This is a genomic window from Dyadobacter subterraneus (assembly GCF_015221875.1).
Lineage (GTDB): Bacteria > Bacteroidota > Bacteroidia > Cytophagales > Spirosomataceae > Dyadobacter > Dyadobacter subterraneus.
In genome coordinates, this window is the sequence record NZ_JACYGY010000001.1 from 174303 (window position 1) to 190982 (window position 16680).

Here is a 16680-nt window from a genome sequence, read left to right on the forward strand (position 1 = left end):
ATCAATTCAATTCATGTTTTATAATCCATTGGCTATCAGACGAACGAGTTTCATTTTCATAGTTTTCCTGTTTTCATTTCTTTCTGTTTTTGCTCAGAAACAGTCGTATCCGCAAGGTTATTACCAGTTTCCGATCAGACCTGGACTTGCCAATTCTTTGGCTGGCGGATTAGGTGATCTGCGTTCAAATCACTTTCACGCCGGTCTGGATATTCGTACGCAGCAGGTAGAAGGTTTGCCGGTTCATGCGGCTGCGGAAGGATATGTTTACAAAGTTGCTGTGCAAAGAAGTGGTTATGGAAATGTGATTTATTTGCGTCACCCAAACGGACAAACGACTGTTTACGGACATTTGCTGAAATTCAGTGATTCGCTGGCCAATTATGTTCGCGCAGAGCAATATAAAAAACAGACTTTTGAAATTGATCTTTTTCCGGAAGCGGGAAAATATGCTTTCAGAAAAGGTGAAGTCATAGCGCTTTCGGGTAATACCGGAGGATCTGCCGGTCCGCATTTGCATTTTGAAATCCGTGATTCGAAGGATAATTATTTGAATCCGCTTTATTTTGGGTTTAATGAAATTAAGGATGTTACACCGCCAAAATTTGTCAATGTCGCTATCCGTCCTACTAATATTAATGGCAGAATAAACGGAAAGTTTGAAAGACAAGCCTATTCCCCGGTTCGTCAGAAAGACGGAACTTATCATATTCCGGCAACAATTTCAGCAACCGGAACTGTTGGTTTGGAATTGCTTGCCTATGATATGATGACCGGCACACCTTTTCGTTACGGTTTGCAGTGTATTGAAATCAAAATGGATGATCAGGAGGTTTTCGCTTACAATATGGAAATCTTCCCAAACGCAACTACAAGAGATTATAACAATCTGATTGATTACGAAACGGAACAGGAAACCGGACAACGTTTTTTGAAATGTTACGTACCGGACGGAAATCAGTTTGATCTATATAAAACAGGTGCTTACCAAGGGAAACTTTTTATCAGTGATACCTTAACACATCAGGTAAGAATTAAGATTTTTGATTCTTACGAAAACTCATCAGTTCTGACTTTTTCGATAAAAGGGGAAGTTCCAAATCCTCCGCTTCCGGTTTATGATATGGAAGTAAAACCGGAATGGATCCAAAGTGAGATTTCTGATAATACATTAAAAGTGAGAGCGAAATATTATCGCAGCACCATGCCGCTGGCCACTTTTTATGTTTATGGAAAGGAAGTGAAAAAAGCGCCTGATTTGTATGAAAACGAAACAGCTGTTTTTCTCACTGATCTGAGAGATTATATTCCTGATTCTGTTAAAATTGGAAATACAACGGCACGGACTTATTTGAGATCAAAGATTAGCCCGGGTAAGTTAACAACGTATCAGGCAGACAGATGGTCGCTTCAATTTGATACGAATACTTTGTTTGATACTTTATATGTTGTTGGTCAGCAAAATTATAATTCGCTGACTATTAATGATAAAGGAACTGCATTACGGGATTATGTAACAATTTCCTTTAAACCGGAAGAAGTCCCTGTTAATAAAGAAAGAAGTGGTATTTATCGGTATACTGGTTATGGTTATCGCTTTATAGGAGGGACGTGGAAGGATAATGAAATTACTTTTAAGACCAGAGAACTTGGGACTTTTGTTATTCAAAAAGATACGATTCCACCGAGAGTCCGGTTGGTTGAACATAGTAAAAAACGGATTCGGGCATACATCGGTGACGGGGTTTCCGGGATTGACAATTTTAAAGCGTATGTAAACGGAGAATGGGTTTTGATGAATTATGATGCTAAAACAGGGTTTATCTGGTCGGAAAAAATGGATGAAAGCCAACTTTTTGAAGGCGATCTGATGTTAGAAGTTAAAGATGGGGCCGGAAATAGTACTATCTTGCAAACTGATTTAGTTGAACCTGTTACCACACCCAAAAAACGAAAACGAAAATAAATTATGGGACTTCAGATTGGTGAGGCAGCACCGGAAATTTCAGCAAAAGACCAGAACGGGAATGATGTAAAACTTTCCGATTTCAAGGGCAAAAAAGTGATTCTTTATTTTTATCCAAAAGACGATACACCGGGATGTACGGCGCAGGCTTGCAATCTTCGTGATAATTACGAATCGCTTTTAAATAACGGATTTGTAGTTTTGGGTGTGAGCGTTGATAACGAAAAATCGCATCAGAAATTTATCAAAAAATACGATCTTCCATTTCCATTATTAGCCGATACTGATCATGCGATTGTGGAGGCTTATGGCGTTTGGGTTGAAAAAAGCATGTATGGCAAAACTTATATGGGGACAGCGCGTACAACTTTCGTCATAGATGAAAATGGTATTGTTTCCGAAATAATCCAGAAAGTGGATACCAAAAACCATACTGATCAAATTCTGAGTAAAACTGAGTAATTAAAAGTCAATTACTGATCTATATAAATCCGAAATTCGCAGTTCATTTAAGTTTTTTTGTGAATGACGCGGAAGTTTAATCCAGCTGTTTTACGCTCCAATAAAATAATAAAATCAAGAAATGGAAATTGAACAATTAGAAAAAGTAGCAGCACAAGTTCGCAGGGATATCGTTCGCATGGTACATGGTTGCCAATCGGGACACCCTGGAGGATCACTTGGCTGTACTGATTTATTAGTTGCGTTGTATTTTGAACGCATGAAGTTGAATGAGAAAGACGGCAAAGTCGTTTTTGACATGGATGGAGCAGGAGAAGATCTTTTCTTCCTTTCCAATGGTCATATTTCTCCTCTGTTATACAGCGTTTTAGCCCGTAAAGGTTATTTCCCTGTTTCTGAATTGGCTACATTCCGTAAACTGAATTCAAGACTTCAAGGCCACCCGACTCCCCACGAACATTTGGAAGGAATTCGTATTGCTTCCGGTTCATTAGGACAGGGAATGTCTGTAGCGATTGGTGCTGCATTGGCTAAGAAACTGAATAATGATACCAGCCTTGTTTATGTCCTGATGGGCGATGGCGAGCAGCAGGAAGGACAAGTTTGGGAAGCAGCAACTTTTGCTCCGCATCACAAAGTTGACAACCTGATTGCAATCGTTGACTTAAACGGTCAGCAAATTGACGGTCCAACTGCGAAAGTTATGGACAACCGTGATCTTGGTGCTAAATACGAAGCATTCGGTTGGGAAGTAATGGAAGTGGAAGAAGGAAATGATATGGCTTCTGTTGTAAAAGCGCTTTACGAAGCAAAAAGCAAAGCCGGACATGCAAAACCAATCATGATCATTCTTCATACCGGTATGGGTTATGGTGTGGATTTCATGATGGGAAGCCACAAATGGCACGGTGTTGCACCAAACGACGAACAATTGGCGGCAGCATTGGCGCAGTTGGAAGAATCGATGGGGGATTATTGAGATCAAAAATCTGAAAGATGACAAGCATAGATCAACTGGACTTTTCGCGGCAATATACCTATGCGGATTATCTGCAATGGAAATTTCAGGAACGTCTGGAACTGATCAGAGGGTACATTTACAAAATGTCGCCCGCTCCGGCTCGTCGTCATCAGGATATTTCACGAAATCTTGGGAGGCAAATTGATAAATACTTGCTCGATCTTCCCTGCCAGTGGTATACAGCACCGTTTGACGTACGTTTACCCCGTCGTAACAAAAACGGAGATGATGAAATAATGACTGTGGTTCAACCCGATATTTGTATTGTTAGTGATCCCTTAAAACTGGATGATCGCGGCTGTATCGGAGCGCCCGATGTTATTATTGAAATACTATCTCCCGGAAATACGAAAAAGGAAATGTTCGAAAAATTTCAGGTGTATGAGGAAGCCGGTGTAAAAGAATACTGGCTGGTTGAACCTGCTGATAAAATTGTGTTGGTTTACACGTTGAATGAGGAGGGAAAATATATTGGCAAGCGGCCTTTTACTGAGGAAGAAAAGATGAGTTCCTTTGTGTTACCTGGATTAGTAGTGGATCTTAATGATGTTTTTGTTGATTGAATTTATTGACATTTTTGTGGCTTTTCCAAATAGATATTTAAAATATTGTAGACATTATTCATAATGAAAAAATACACCTTCACCGAAAAAAAAGATACCCGTTCGGGCTTTGGCGCCGGGATGCATGAACTTGGTCAGAAGAACCCAAATGTGGTTGCACTTTGTGCTGACCTTGTTGGTTCTTTGAAACTGGAAGCTTTCATCAAAGAAAATCCTGAAAGATTTGTTCAGTGTGGTATTTCTGAAGCAAACATGATCAGCGTTTCAGCTGGTTTGACTATCGGTGGTAAAATTCCTTTTGCAACTACTTTTGCCAACTTCGCTACGGGCCGTGTTTATGATCAGATCCGTCAAAGCGTTGCTTATTCTGGCAAAAACGTAAAAATATGTGCTTCTCACGCAGGTCTTACTTTGGGAGAAGATGGTGCAACACACCAGATCCTTGAAGATATCGGGATGATGAAAATGCTTCCTGGTATGACCGTAATCAATCCTTGCGATTACAACCAGACAAAAGCGGCTACGATCGCTATCGCAGATTACGACGGACCGGTTTATCTACGTTTTGGTCGTCCGGTTATTCCAATTTTCACAGCTGCTGATCAGGTTTACGAAATTGGTAAAGCATGGATGGTAAGCGAAGGAACGGACGTAAGTATCTTCGCAACAGGCCACATGGTTTGGGAAGCAATCCAGGCTGGTGAGCAATTGGAAGCGGAAGGTATCAGCGCTGAAATCATCAATATCCATACAATCAAACCGCTTGACGAAGAAGCAATTCTGAAATCAATTGCAAAAACACGTTGTGCTGTTACTGCCGAAGAGCATAACCGCATCGGTGGTTTAGGTGATAGCGTTGCGCAGGTTATTGTTAAAAATGACCTTGTTCCTCAGGAATATGTTGCTGTAAACGACAGTTTCGGAGAAAGTGGAACACCTGCTCAGTTAATGGAAAAATACGGTTTGACTGCCGCTGACATTGTTGCTGCTGCAAAACGCGCCATTGCCAAGAAAAAATAATAAGTTGCCATTGGTAAATTAAAGTAACCATTGGAACTGGAGTGCCTTTGAGTCTTGTATATAAGTAAGATAACTTTCTTCTTATGTACAAGACTCGAATTTTATTTGCCCTGAACAAAAAAATAAACTATTATTGATTCTTAGTGAAGATTCAATAACCACCATTGTATTTTGAAAAGGTAAATCCTTGAAGGTTTAGCCCTTTTATCAAACAATCAGACTAGGACTGAGTATTAAATGTCTGACGAAGAATTATTAGCATTATTTCAGAACCCCGAGACGCGTAGAAATGCGTTCAACCAACTGGTGCGCAAGTATCAGCAAAAGGTGTATTGGCTGGTTCGTAAAATGGTGGTGGATCATGACGATTCCAATGATATTACGCAGGATGTATTTATAAAAGCATGGACGGCACTGGAAAATTTCAGAGGTGATTCCAAGCTTTATACCTGGCTATATCGCATTGCAAGTAATGAAGCCATCAACTTTTTGAACAAAAAACGCAAACGGTTTTTTGTATCAATTTATGATGTTGAAAGTGAATTGAGTGAAAAACTTGAAGCCGATCCTTTGGTAAGCGGAGATGCAATTCAATTAAAACTTCAGAAAGCTTTATTAAAATTACCCGAAAAGCAACGACTGGTATTTAACCTTAAATACTACGAAGAATTGCCATACGAGGAGATTTCGGAGATCACAGGTACATCTGTCGGAGCGCTGAAAGCATCCTATCACTGGGCCGTTAAAAAAATAGAAGACTTTTTAAACGAAACAGATTAAACCATTTGTAATCGATTAAGTCAAAGATCAGTAAGACAAAGAAACACGTATAGTCATGGACAAAAAGCACATACGGTTAGACGATCTGAAAAAGGAAACGCCTTTTTCGGTACCTGATGGCTATTTTGAAAATCTACCCCAACTCATTCAGTCGAGGATACCAAATGAAGTTGTTCGTAAGCCGTTAATTCGGTGGACCTGGCAAAGATCTGCCGGATTAGTAGCGGCGATGAGCTTTTTACTGGTCATGGTTTGGGTTACATTTCCGGAACGTCAGGGTTCACTGGGGCAGGAGCCGCTGAGTAAAATCAGCGATGCTTCGATAGTAAGTTATCTGGAAGATCAGAATATCAGTTATTATGATCTTAGCGAACATCAGGTTGTCCAAAAGGCTTTTGATACGGACTCAACTGTTTTGAACTATCTGGATGGTATGGACGAGGAATTTCTTCGTCAGCAAATCCTTGAAACTGGTTCCGGTTCGGAGAAAATTTGACATTTATTGAACTAACAAAATGAACTCACCAAAAAATTTAAACAACGTTAAGGGAATAAGTCTGATTTTGCTTTTTACCCTTCTCTCTACGGCAACGGCCTGGGCACAACGTCCATCGGGAGAAGAAATGCAGCGCATTCAGGATGCCAAGATTGCAATTATTACAAACCGGCTTAATTTAACACCTGAGCAATCAACAGGTTTTTGGCCGGTGTATAATGAGTATTCTCAAAAAAGAAGGGAAATCCACCGTGCCCAGCGTAAAATCATCAATGACAAAAAAGCGGAAGGGAAAACAGACGAGCAGGTTTTAAATAATTTGAAAGAGGTACAGGATCTGAAACAAAAAGAACTGGATCTTGAAAAGGAATATCAAACCAGATTTTTAAAGGTGATTTCCGCAAGCCAGGTTGTTGAACTTTATAAAGCAGAACGAACTTTTAACGATATGTTAATTCAGCGGTTGAAACAAAGACAGGGAAAACCGAATGAATGATTTTCAAACTGAATGAAAAAATGATCCCCATAACCACAGCGGCTATGGGGATTTTTGTTTGCTGACGATTCAATTCAGGTTACGATATTTATTAATGTCCACCGACGGTTGCCACATTTTCAATTCCAACTGTTTCCACAGTGATATTTTTCATCGGAGCGGCATGTTTTCTGAACTCCTGAATGAGTTCCAAAACGTCATAATCAATATTATAAGATTTGGTACCGTCGATGATTACTTTTGAGTTTTCCGGTAAACTGTCCAGCGTACTTCCGATTGTCCCTTTATTCAAAAAGGTAACTTCTTCCGATAAAAGAATGGTAATTACTTCGCCGTCTTTGTATTCCTCTTTTTTATAGTGATAAGAGTGTTTGTAGTTCTTTCTCAAAATAAAATAAATCGCAACAACCATTCCTATGGCAATTCCTTTTAATAAATCTGTGCTCAAAATAGCAACGACAGTCACGATGAAAGGGAGAAACTGCTCTTTACCTAATTTATACATTCCGCTGTAAAGTGAGAATTTGGAAAGCTTATAACCTACCAAAAGTAGTATCGCGGCCAAAGATGCAAGTGGGATATGATTAAGATATTTTGGAATAAAAATCGCTGAAAGCAGCAAAAGAGATCCATGAATAATGGTTCCCATTTTTGTTCTTCCACCAGATTCAATATTGGCAGAACTTCTAACGATTACCTGCGTAATCGGCAAACCTCCGATCAGTCCGGAAACCATATTCCCGATACCCTGCGCTTTTAATTCACGGTTTGTTGGTGTAGTTCTTTTATATGGATCAAGTTTATCCGTAGCTTCCACCGACAATAGCGATTCCAAACTCGCCACTATGGCAAGGGTAACGGCAACTGTATAAACCTCAACCCGATTAATGGCGCTAAAATCCGGCGTTTTGAAAAAACTGAAAAACTCGGAAACGCTGGATGCAACGGGTAACTGAACCAGATGTTCGCCACCCATAGCGATTTCCGGATAATAATTCGCAAAAAAGGTATTGAGCAAAATTCCTGTTAAAACTACAAATAAAGCACCCGGAAGAAACTTGAAGAGCTCAATCCGTTTCATGAAAGGTTTGTCGAATAATAACAAAAGCCCGAGTGAAACGACGGAAATAATGATTGCTCCTGTGCTGCTATACCGAATTGCATTGTACACTTCTGTAAAAGTATTCTGTCCGTCTTTTTGGCTGAAAGCTTCATCGCCCATGAAGTCGGCATCATAGCCAAATGCATGTGGTATTTCCTTTAAAATAAGTGTAATACCAATGGCTGCCAGCATTCCCTTAATCACCGATGAAGGAAAATAGTAGCCAATAATCCCGGCATTCAGAAATCCTGCGAGAAGCTGAATGGCTCCTGCTATTACAACTGCGAGTAAAAATGCTTCAAAACTTCCGAGCGTTTTAATGGCCGTCAAAACAATCACAACCAGACCCGCCGCAGGACCGGCAACTCCAAGAGAAGAACCACTTAAAAAACCTACAACAATTCCTCCGACTACACCGGCGATAATTCCGGAAAACAGAAGATCCGGCCTTCCGGTTGAGGCCAGGGCTACACCCAAACATAATGGCAATGCGACCAGAGAAACGACTAGTCCTGCCGGGAAATCGAATCTGAGATTCGAAAACAGATTATTTTTATTCGTTGACATAGGAATGGTTCGGGAGAAATTTTTACGATTGCTAACTAGCTGATTGTGTGTTCCAATGCATCCAGTTTATACACATCTTCAATATCTACATTGTCGCCAACAGTGATATTCAGATCTTGCAGATAGCCATTTTTAATGTCATAAACCAAACCATGGACATGAAGGGATTTCCCATTAGCCCAGGCATTTTGAACGATTGAGGTTTTGGTAAGATCGTGAACTTGTTCAAGAACGTTAAGCTCAACAAGCCGGTCACTTCTTTTGGCCATATCTTCAATCGCATTCAGTTCATCCTTATGCAGACGATAAACATCTTTGATATGACGAAGCCAGTTATCTATTAAGCCAACTTGTTTGTTGCCCATTGCAGCATTTACACCGCCACATCCATAATGTCCGCAGACAATAATATGTTTTACTTCAAGCACATTGACAGCATAATCCAGTACGCTCAACATGCTGATATCTGTGTGAATTACCATGTTGGCGATATTTCTGTGCACGAAAATATCTCCTGGCATTGTTCCGGTTATTTCATTTGCAGGTACACGGCTGTCTGAGCAGCCGATCCATAAAAACTGTGGAGATTGTCTTTCTGCCAGCTCATTAAAAAAATCCGGATTTTCGCTTACTCTTGCCTGTACCCACTTTTGGTTATTGTCGAAAAGCTTTTTATATGACTTAATCATGATTCTAATTATTTATTGTTGAAAAAAATATAATAAATACTTACATAACAGACTATAAATCAGATCAATAAAATATTGAAAAGATTATGCCTGACAAGCAAATGTCATTAATAAAAACAGATGAAATAAATCAGGATAACTCGGGTGGGGGAGAGAAGAGATTTTTATAAATCTCATTTTCACACGCAATCGTGTAAGAAAATACGGTTTTTAGAAGAACGGAAACCGTAACTTTATGGAAAGTAATTGGATTTGGGATCAGGATCTGATCATCATCCATTGTTTTTTCAACTTCAGTATTTTCATTGTCGCAAGTACCATCAGTGCAAACTACTTTTACTTTTTCCTTAGCCAACAGAATGCTTGCAACATCTGTGGCTTTACAGATGAGGAAGACCGTTAACAGCAAAAGGCAAAGTTTTTTGAACAAAATAATCAGACGATTTAAAACTGGACTATACGTTTCATAACACAAATAAAACTAAAAATGGTTTCTTTTATTTTATAAAATCTAATTTTTTGTACGAGCGGCAAATTGAAAGGTATAAAAAAAGGGATGTTTCAAACATCCCTTTTATATTAAGACTTGTAACTTTTCTCGTGGTTCTCTAACCAGCGTCCAACCAAAAAGGCTGAGCTTAAAAGAACTACATAAAAAGCTATCATTACAATCGTCATGAACATAATAATATCTGATTAGGTCTTGATTGAATAGAACAAAAATATGCAAAAAAAGCCAACGACCGACTTCTCACTTCAAAAAATTATAAAACACCTTTGGTGGATGGCATAAAATCGAGCGCTTTCAGGTCACGGCGTACGGCCATTTTTATTGCTTTCGCAAATCCTTTAAAGATTGATTCAATTTTATGATGCTCATTCTGGCCTTCCACTTTGATATTCAAATTGGATAAAGACGTATCAGAGAACGATTTGAAAAAGTGATAGAACATTTCTGTCGGCATTTCTCCGATTTTCTCTCTTTTAAATTCAGCATCCCAAACCAGCCATGGACGTCCGGAAAAATCAATTGCAACCTGTGCAAGCGCTTCATCCATCGGTAATAAAAACCCGTAACGGCTAATTCCGCGTTTGTCGCCAATGGCAATTCTATATGCTTCACCAAGCGCCAGAGCAGTATCTTCAATTGTATGATGTTCGTCGATATGCAAATCACCTTCCACGTGAATTGTCAAATCGGCGCCGGAATGTCTGGCCAATTGATCCAGCATATGATCATAAAATCCTAAACCGGTATGAATATCAGATCTTCCGCTTCCGTCAAGATTTAATTCAATATGAATCTGGGTTTCTTTGGTATTACGCTGAAAACTTGCTGTTCTGGAAGGTAATTTCAAATGCTCATAAATCGCATCCCAATCCAATGAAATATAAGAAACTGCTTTGCTCATTTCAGGTGTCACATCTTCTTTTGGAAGCTCATTTTTTAACAAAATGGCTTTCGCTTTAAGATTTACAGCCAATTGAACGTCAGTCAAACGGTCACCGATCACATAACTGTTTTCAAGATCATATTCGTCCGAAAAATAGGAAGTCAGCATACCGATACCGGGTTTTCTGGTTGGAAGATTATCTTCCGGAAAACTTTTGTCGATATGAACCGTTGTAAAATGTATATTTTCTCCTTCAAGAATCTGAAGCATTTTATTGTGTGCCGGCCAGAAAGTATCTTCCGGAAAAGATTTAGTACCCAAACCATCCTGATTGGTTACCATTACCAGTTCGTAATCCGTTTCTTCGGCTATCTTCCGAAGATTTGAAATCGCTTTCGGAAGGAATTCAAGTTTTTCAAGCGAATCAACCTGAAAATCCGTTGGCGGCTCAATAATGATCGTTCCGTCACGATCAATAAATAATACTTTTTTCATTTAAAAAGGATACAAAGAATCAAAGGTTTTAAACAAACTTCAATGCAGAAAAAATGGCGGCTGCCGTTTTGCTCCCGCAAAGTTCGTAAACTATATGGTATTGAAAAGATTTATACGAAGTAAATAACGATACTTGAAGTTTTGGCAACAAAAAGGTCGGCAAAGAAGTTGTACATTTACATGATAAACCAATTCATTTTTAAAGCAGAATGTTTACAGGAATTGTAGAAACCATTGGAGAAGTTTTAAAAGTCGAAACAGAAGGTACCAACAAAACTTTCACTTTACGTTCGACTCTGGCTCCTGAATTGAAAATTGACCAAAGTTTAAACCATAATGGTGTTTGTCTTACCGTAGTTTCATTGAAAGAAGACACATACCAGGTTACTGCGATTGAAGAAACTTTGAATAAAACCAATCTTGGAAGTTTAAAAGAAGGCAGCAAGGCAAATCTGGAAAGATGTATGCCGGCAAATGGCAGATTTGATGGCCATATTGTACAGGGACACGTAGACCAAACCGCAATTTGCACACGCATTGAAGAAAGAGACGGAAGCTGGTTATTTGATTTTCAATATGATGCCGCACTTGGAAATATGACAGTGGAAAAAGGATCAATTTGTGTCAATGGGGTGAGTCTTACTGTTTTTAATTCGGAGGAGAATTCATTCCGAGTTGCCATTATCCCTTATACTTATTCATTTACAAATTTCCACCAGTTGCAGGAAGGCGAGACCGTAAATCTCGAATTTGATATTCTTGGAAAATATATCAAACGAATTCTTGGTTCATATACGATGTAACTAATTTGCATCTTGAATTATTCCTTCTATTTTTACCATTTTTAGAAATTACCCGCAGCATGTACGTCCATGGCAAAAATTAGCACCCAATCCCGCAAGGATCTTTTTATACATATTGGCATTGTAGTATCACTTATACTGGTATTTTTTCTAGGCTTTTTCTTTATTTATCTGCCTTTCACAACAAATCACGGAGAGGCGATTACGGTACCGGATCTTCGCAAGAAAAATTTGAGCGAGCTGGAAGATTTTCTGGACAGCCGGGATCTACGTTTTGAGGTTGACTCCACTTATGTGCCCAATTTGCCTCCTTTGACCGTTATTCAGCAATATCCAAAACCGGGAGCAAAGGTTAAGGAAGGCAGAAAAATATATGTTACCGTAGTTTCTCTAACGGCTCCGCTTATAAAAATGCCAAAGCTGACGGACATGACGCACAGAAGTGCGCAGATGCAGCTTAAAAGTTTAGGTTTGGAAGAAGGAACAATATCTTACGTTCCGGATATGGCGCAAAATGCCGTTCTCAGACAAATGTATAAAGGGGTTGAAATTTTACCCGGACAGCCGATTGCAAAAGGGTCGAAAATCGATCTGGAACTGGGTGAAGGTTTGGGATCTGCCCAGTTTGAGTTGCCTTCTGTTATTGGTATGCCATTGGATGAAGCCAAAATCCAGATTGTCGGTGCAGGATTAAAAGTTGGTCAGGTAATGCAGGTTGCAGCGGAAGAGGGACAAATTCCCGGAAGTGTTGTGAAGCAGAATCCTGAATCAGGAAATAAAGTTCGAATCGGCGATGTAATTGACCTGTGGGTAATTCCGGCAGGCGCTGAACCAAATGCCCCAAATGAAGATAACACACAACCGTAAAAACGTATTATCCGGGATTGACAAATTTTTGTTTCTAACAATATTAATTCTGATTTCCAGTCAGCTTAATAATGTATATGGACAGCTCAAACTGGTACCGCTTGTTAATCGTCAAAGCACTGGTGCAGAAACGAAATCCCATGCATCAGCCAGAATCCAGGCATTGAGTTTGCCATTTTTCGATGATTTATCTACAACTGCCACCTCGCATCCGGATTCCGCTTTCTGGATGCCTGGAAGTGGCGTTTATATTAATAATACCGAAGCCACGACACAGCCTTCTGTGAACATGGCGACATTTGACGGGCTCGACGCGAATGGCGTTCCTTATAATTATACAAACCAATTATCACAGGGACACACTGATACGCTTACCTCACAGGCAATTAATCTTGCAGGTCTGTCGCCTTCCGATTCCGTTTATTTAAGTTTTTACTGGCTCGCAAAAGGACTGGGAGAATTGCCGGACGACGGTGACACTTTGCGTCTTGAATTTCTGGGACAGGATCAACAATGGGTTTCGATGTGGTCAACAACGGGACCACTATTTGATTCTCTTTTTACAAGACAGTTTGTGGCGGTTACGAATCCCGTTTTTTTTCATAGCAATTTCCAATTCAGGTTCAGAGCGTATGGAAGACTTTCCGGGCCGTATGATACCTGGCATCTGGATTATTTGTATTTAAACAAAGGCAGATCTGTTACAGACCGCTTTATTAAAGATATTGCTGTCAGAACGCCGTTGACTCCTTTTTTGAGAAAATACACTGCCATGCCAATAAAGCAATATAGGGCAAATCCTGCACTGGCTACAACGGATTCAGTTGGGACCGAAATAATTAATCTTTTCAATAATTTCAATTTTACAACCTTCAATTTTACCGTTAAAGACGAAATTTCTGGAAAGGAATTTACAAATTATAGTGCAACGGCCGCGGTTTTTATTGGCGGAGAAAGAACACAGCTGAAACGAATGGCCGTTTCTCCGATTCCGGTTGATAAATCTTTAAAGGCTTTGAAACTTAAATATAAGTTAAATCTGATCACAACGGATGACCAGAATCCAACCATTCCATCCGTAAATCTCAGGAGAAATGATACCATAAGTGCTGTTACAAATCTGAGCGACTATTATGCTTATGATGACGGGAGTGCTGAATATGGTGTTCAGGTTAATCAGGTGCTCGGACGGGTCGCAGTTCGTTTTGCATTAGCTCAACCTGATACGTTAAGTGGCGTTAGAATGTCCATTGTACCGTTCAATACAAATGTTACCGGACAATCATTTACCATTCAAATATTAAGTAATAAAAACGGAAAGCCGGACCAGGTTTTGGCCCAAAGAGCAGTTTCTGTGCAATATGCATCGGCTCGTGACAGTTTGATCCAGTTTACTTTTGGGACACCGGTTGCTTTAAAGGACACCTTTTACGTTGGCTGGATCCAGGTTAATGAACAGCCACTAAGTTTGGGTTATGATCGTAATTCTACACTTGGCAACACAAATATTTTCTATAACCTGGGAACACAATGGGTGCAGGAAACTTCTCTAAAAGGAAGTGTTATTATTCGTCCTTATATGGGAGGAAGTGTTGGAGAGACAGTTACAGGTACTGAACCAGTCACAAACAATAACACTTATTTTTTCCCCAATCCTAATAAAGGTATTATTGGCTGGAATGAGGACTGGATCAAAAAAGTAGAAATTTATTCTGTTCAGGGTAATTTGGTAAGAACAATTTTGGTCGAAACTAATAGCAGATCGGCAACCGTTAATGAATTATCAGATGGTATGTATATATTTAAAGCGTCGGATGGGAAACGATCTTTCGCCCAAAAAATGTTGATAGTAAAATAGCGTATAACATTTATAATTTGATTATCATGGATATTAAAGTTGAAGAATTAAAAGAACGTTTAGATAAAGGAGAAACTTTGAATTTTTACGATGTTCGCGAAGAGCATGAATATGAAGAAGACAATTTGGGTGCTACTTTGATTCCTCTTGCTGAACTGCCAGATCATCTGGACGAACTTGAACCTTTGAAAGACGAAGAAATAATCATCCATTGCCGCTCAGGTGCCAGAAGCGGAAAAGCACAGGCATTCCTTGAAGCGCGTGGATTTACAAATGTACGCAACGTGATAGGCGGAATTCTTGCTTACCGCGAATTGGAAGAAGAGGCTTAAAATGCTCAACGCAATTTAGTAGCTGGTTGTTTAATAAACAGCCAGCTATTTTTATTTTAAACTGATTCTGATTTGATATAACTCAGGATTTTATCAAATTCTTCGGGTTTGAACCACTGAAAATCTCCTTGATGTCGGAACCAGGTTAACTGTCTTTTGGCATATCTTCTTGAATTTTGCTTCAATAGGCGCACCATTTCCTTTTCATTATACAAGCCATCCAGCCAACCGTAAACTTCTTTATATCCTACCGTTTGCAGTGCATGGCTATCACGAAATTCAATTACGCTTTTAGCTTCATTCACCAATCCCTGAGCCAGCATTTGATCCATTCTGGTATCAATGCGATGGTATAGCTCAGCGCGGTCGCGATCAAGCGCGATGGATATTTGTTTGAATGGCCGGCTTTGTAAGTTTTTTTGCTGGTATTGTGAGATTGGTATACCAGTAGTATGGAAAACTTCCAGTGCCCGTACAACGCGTTGCGGATTGAATATTTCTTTGGTTTCAGCAAAAGCAGGATCTATATTTCTGATTTCTTCCTGTAATTTTTCCAAACCCTCATTTAATAGACGATCTGTTAACAATTGCCGGAGACCATCTTCTGGAGCTGGCAAAGCATCCAAACCCTCTGAAACTGCCTTAATATAAAGACCTGAGCCACCAGTCATTATTACAAAGTCATGCTTTTGGAATAAGGATTCGAGTAACACTAAGGCGTCACGCTCAAAATCTCCTGCGCTGTACTGTTCGGTGATGGAATGAGAATTTATAAAATGATGTGGGACTTCATTTAACTCTTCTTCGGAAGGTTTCGCAGTTCCAATTGATAATTCCCGAAAAATCTGACGTGAATCTGCGGAGATAATTTCCGTTTTTAACGTCTTGGCGAGCCTGATTGCAAGTTCTGTTTTTCCTACTGCTGTGGGGCCTGCGATGATGATCAGGTATTTTACCTGGCTATTTGGCATTCTGGACTTTTTATGTGATTTTAGTAAACACAAAAATACACATCATGGAAATGAGCACACTACTTTTCTTTATTTTATCTGTTTTTTTAGGCGGAGCACTTGGCGCCGGTGCCTATTACTTTTGGTCGGGTAGGCACAAATTAAAATCCGAACCACAACGTGAAGCCACAATTCTGCTGGAAAGAATAGAAAAAGTTTTTAAAGTGGTCATGGCGGAGGGATATTTTACAGAGATATACAATTACCAACACGATAAAAATTTCTGGAATCTGATAAAAGATAAGAAAAAAGCTTTGGTTATTGCAAAAGCGAAAGTGTTGGTCGGGTATGATTTTGGTAAACTGCGTTTTCATGTGGAAGGAATCAATCGAAAAATAGTAATTGATTATTTTCCTGAGCCGGAAGTCCTTTCGATGGACACGGATTATAAATTTTATGATATTGAACAGGGCTGGTTAAATCGTTTTCAAAGTGATGATTACACTTCAATTTTAAACGAAGCAAAGCAGACGATGAATGAAAAGGCGCTGCAAAGTGACCTTCCCCGGATAGCGACAAACCAGGTTCAATTAATGATGTTCCAGTTAGCTGCTACAATGAACTGGAATATTGATATGCAATTACCAGAAGGCAATAAAAACAGCATTGACGAATATTCTGCTTACAAACCAGTGGAAGCTGGAATAGAATCTCTCAACAAGAAAACGGAATAAAATAAAATATTTTATCAACTTACTTCATCACTTTGTTAAAAAATCGCGTATAAGCTATAAATCCAAATTATTAATTCAATCTTTT

Annotated in this window: 18 protein-coding genes; 13 read left to right on the plus strand and 5 right to left on the minus strand. The window is 39.4% G+C overall.

The window, feature by feature from the left end; translation table 11 throughout:
• Positions 1-13: 13 nt before the first annotated feature.
• The 8 genes from IEE83_RS00765 (at position 14) to IEE83_RS00800 (ending at position 6804) form a co-directional block, all read left to right on the plus strand.
• Positions 14-1966, plus strand: a complete 1953-nt coding sequence (locus tag IEE83_RS00765) for a M23 family metallopeptidase (protein ID WP_194118742.1) — start codon at positions 14-16, stop codon at positions 1964-1966.
• A 3-nt stretch (positions 1967-1969) separates the two neighbouring features.
• Entirely contained in the window at positions 1970-2428 is a 459-nt protein-coding gene (gene bcp / locus IEE83_RS00770) for a thioredoxin-dependent thiol peroxidase (protein WP_194118743.1), read from the plus strand.
• Between the two features lie 121 nt (positions 2429-2549).
• Positions 2550-3407, plus strand: coding sequence for a transketolase (locus IEE83_RS00775; protein ID WP_194118744.1), 858 nt, complete (start codon positions 2550-2552; stop codon positions 3405-3407).
• Between the two features lie 17 nt (positions 3408-3424).
• Positions 3425-4012, plus strand: coding sequence for a Uma2 family endonuclease (locus IEE83_RS00780; protein ID WP_194118745.1), 588 nt, complete (start codon positions 3425-3427; stop codon positions 4010-4012).
• A gap of 63 nt (positions 4013-4075) precedes the next feature.
• On the plus strand, positions 4076-5032 hold the full coding sequence (locus tag IEE83_RS00785; RefSeq protein WP_194118746.1) for a transketolase family protein: 957 nt from the start codon (positions 4076-4078) through the stop codon (positions 5030-5032).
• A 237-nt stretch (positions 5033-5269) separates the two neighbouring features.
• On the plus strand, positions 5270-5812 hold the full coding sequence (locus tag IEE83_RS00790; RefSeq protein ID WP_194118747.1) for an RNA polymerase sigma factor: 543 nt from the start codon (positions 5270-5272) through the stop codon (positions 5810-5812).
• A 55-nt stretch (positions 5813-5867) separates the two neighbouring features.
• The gene (locus IEE83_RS00795) at positions 5868-6308 is read left to right on the plus strand and encodes a hypothetical protein (protein ID WP_194118748.1); all 441 of its coding nucleotides are present in this window, start codon (positions 5868-5870) and stop codon (positions 6306-6308) included.
• Positions 6309-6327: 19 nt separating this feature from the next.
• A complete protein-coding gene (locus IEE83_RS00800; protein WP_228101617.1) occupies positions 6328-6804 on the plus strand; it encodes a hypothetical protein in 477 nt (158 codons plus the stop codon).
• Between the two features lie 91 nt (positions 6805-6895).
• On the opposite strand, the gene IEE83_RS00805 is transcribed toward IEE83_RS00800, so the two are convergent.
• The 4 genes from IEE83_RS00805 to hisB all read right to left on the minus strand — a co-directional run bounded on the left by IEE83_RS00805 (position 6896) and on the right by hisB (position 11051).
• Positions 6896-8473: a SulP family inorganic anion transporter gene (locus IEE83_RS00805; RefSeq protein ID WP_194118749.1), complete on the minus strand. Its 1578-nt coding sequence runs from the start codon at positions 8471-8473 to the stop codon at positions 6896-6898.
• Positions 8474-8508: 35 nt separating this feature from the next.
• Complete coding sequence (can, locus tag IEE83_RS00810; protein ID WP_194118750.1) at positions 8509-9162, minus strand: carbonate dehydratase; 654 nt, start codon at positions 9160-9162, stop codon at positions 8509-8511.
• A 130-nt stretch (positions 9163-9292) separates the two neighbouring features.
• On the minus strand, positions 9293-9571 hold the full coding sequence (locus IEE83_RS00815) for a hypothetical protein (protein ID WP_228101618.1): 279 nt from the start codon (positions 9569-9571) through the stop codon (positions 9293-9295).
• Between the two features lie 355 nt (positions 9572-9926).
• On the minus strand, positions 9927-11051 hold the full coding sequence (gene hisB / locus IEE83_RS00820) for a bifunctional histidinol-phosphatase/imidazoleglycerol-phosphate dehydratase HisB (RefSeq protein WP_194118752.1): 1125 nt from the start codon (positions 11049-11051) through the stop codon (positions 9927-9929).
• 209 nt (positions 11052-11260) lie between these two features.
• Here hisB and IEE83_RS00825 point away from each other — a divergent pair, with 209 nt between their 5' ends.
• The 4 genes from IEE83_RS00825 to IEE83_RS00840 all read left to right on the plus strand — a co-directional run bounded on the left by IEE83_RS00825 (position 11261) and on the right by IEE83_RS00840 (position 14911).
• Positions 11261-11854, plus strand: a complete 594-nt coding sequence (locus IEE83_RS00825) for a riboflavin synthase (protein WP_194118753.1) — start codon at positions 11261-11263, stop codon at positions 11852-11854.
• A 69-nt stretch (positions 11855-11923) separates the two neighbouring features.
• Positions 11924-12721 carry a PASTA domain-containing protein gene (locus tag IEE83_RS00830; RefSeq protein ID WP_194118754.1) on the plus strand — a complete coding sequence of 266 codons (798 nt, stop codon included), beginning with the start codon at positions 11924-11926 and terminating at the stop codon, positions 12719-12721.
• The gene (locus IEE83_RS00835; RefSeq protein WP_194118755.1) at positions 12699-14579 is read left to right on the plus strand and encodes a T9SS type A sorting domain-containing protein; all 1881 of its coding nucleotides are present in this window, start codon (positions 12699-12701) and stop codon (positions 14577-14579) included. The genes IEE83_RS00830 and IEE83_RS00835 overlap by 23 nt, the downstream gene beginning before the upstream one ends.
• Before the next feature lie 26 nt (positions 14580-14605).
• Positions 14606-14911, plus strand: a complete 306-nt coding sequence (locus IEE83_RS00840) for a rhodanese-like domain-containing protein (protein ID WP_194118756.1) — start codon at positions 14606-14608, stop codon at positions 14909-14911.
• Positions 14912-14967: 56 nt separating this feature from the next.
• On the opposite strand, the gene miaA is transcribed toward IEE83_RS00840, so the two are convergent.
• Positions 14968-15882 (minus strand): tRNA (adenosine(37)-N6)-dimethylallyltransferase MiaA, encoded by a 915-nt coding sequence (gene miaA / locus IEE83_RS00845; RefSeq protein WP_194118757.1) that lies wholly within the window; start codon positions 15880-15882, stop codon positions 14968-14970.
• A 50-nt stretch (positions 15883-15932) separates the two neighbouring features.
• On the opposite strand from miaA, the gene IEE83_RS00850 reads away from it, so the two are divergent.
• A complete protein-coding gene (locus tag IEE83_RS00850) occupies positions 15933-16595 on the plus strand; it encodes a DUF4230 domain-containing protein (protein WP_310588459.1) in 663 nt (220 codons plus the stop codon).
• Positions 16596-16680 lie beyond the last annotated feature (85 nt).

Excerpts from the sequence above, each read along its gene's own strand:
- bcp (WP_194118743.1), top strand. The coding sequence starts at position 1,970 with ATGGGACTTCAGATTGGTGAGGCAGCACCGGAAATTTCAGCAAAAGAC.
- IEE83_RS00780 (WP_194118745.1), top strand. The coding sequence starts at position 3,425 with ATGACAAGCATAGATCAACTGGACTTTTCGCGGCAATATACCTATGCG.
- miaA (WP_194118757.1), bottom strand. The coding sequence starts at position 15,882 with ATGCCAAATAGCCAGGTAAAATACCTGATCATCATCGCAGGCCCCACA.
- IEE83_RS00790 (WP_194118747.1), top strand. The coding sequence starts at position 5,270 with ATGTCTGACGAAGAATTATTAGCATTATTTCAGAACCCCGAGACGCGT.
- IEE83_RS00785 (WP_194118746.1), top strand. The coding sequence starts at position 4,076 with ATGAAAAAATACACCTTCACCGAAAAAAAAGATACCCGTTCGGGCTTT.
- IEE83_RS00775 (WP_194118744.1), top strand. The coding sequence starts at position 2,550 with ATGGAAATTGAACAATTAGAAAAAGTAGCAGCACAAGTTCGCAGGGAT.
- IEE83_RS00795 (WP_194118748.1), top strand. The coding sequence starts at position 5,868 with ATGGACAAAAAGCACATACGGTTAGACGATCTGAAAAAGGAAACGCCT.
- IEE83_RS00765 (WP_194118742.1), top strand. The coding sequence starts at position 14 with ATGTTTTATAATCCATTGGCTATCAGACGAACGAGTTTCATTTTCATA.
- hisB (WP_194118752.1), bottom strand. The coding sequence starts at position 11,051 with ATGAAAAAAGTATTATTTATTGATCGTGACGGAACGATCATTATTGAG.
- IEE83_RS00805 (WP_194118749.1), bottom strand. The coding sequence starts at position 8,473 with ATGTCAACGAATAAAAATAATCTGTTTTCGAATCTCAGATTCGATTTC.
- IEE83_RS00840 (WP_194118756.1), top strand. The coding sequence starts at position 14,606 with ATGGATATTAAAGTTGAAGAATTAAAAGAACGTTTAGATAAAGGAGAA.
- IEE83_RS00800 (WP_228101617.1), top strand. The coding sequence starts at position 6,328 with ATGAACTCACCAAAAAATTTAAACAACGTTAAGGGAATAAGTCTGATT.
- IEE83_RS00850 (WP_310588459.1), top strand. The coding sequence starts at position 15,933 with ATGAGCACACTACTTTTCTTTATTTTATCTGTTTTTTTAGGCGGAGCA.
- can (WP_194118750.1), bottom strand. The coding sequence starts at position 9,162 with ATGATTAAGTCATATAAAAAGCTTTTCGACAATAACCAAAAGTGGGTA.
- IEE83_RS00830 (WP_194118754.1), top strand. The coding sequence starts at position 11,924 with ATGGCAAAAATTAGCACCCAATCCCGCAAGGATCTTTTTATACATATT.
- IEE83_RS00835 (WP_194118755.1), top strand. The coding sequence starts at position 12,699 with ATGAAGATAACACACAACCGTAAAAACGTATTATCCGGGATTGACAAA.
- IEE83_RS00825 (WP_194118753.1), top strand. The coding sequence starts at position 11,261 with ATGTTTACAGGAATTGTAGAAACCATTGGAGAAGTTTTAAAAGTCGAA.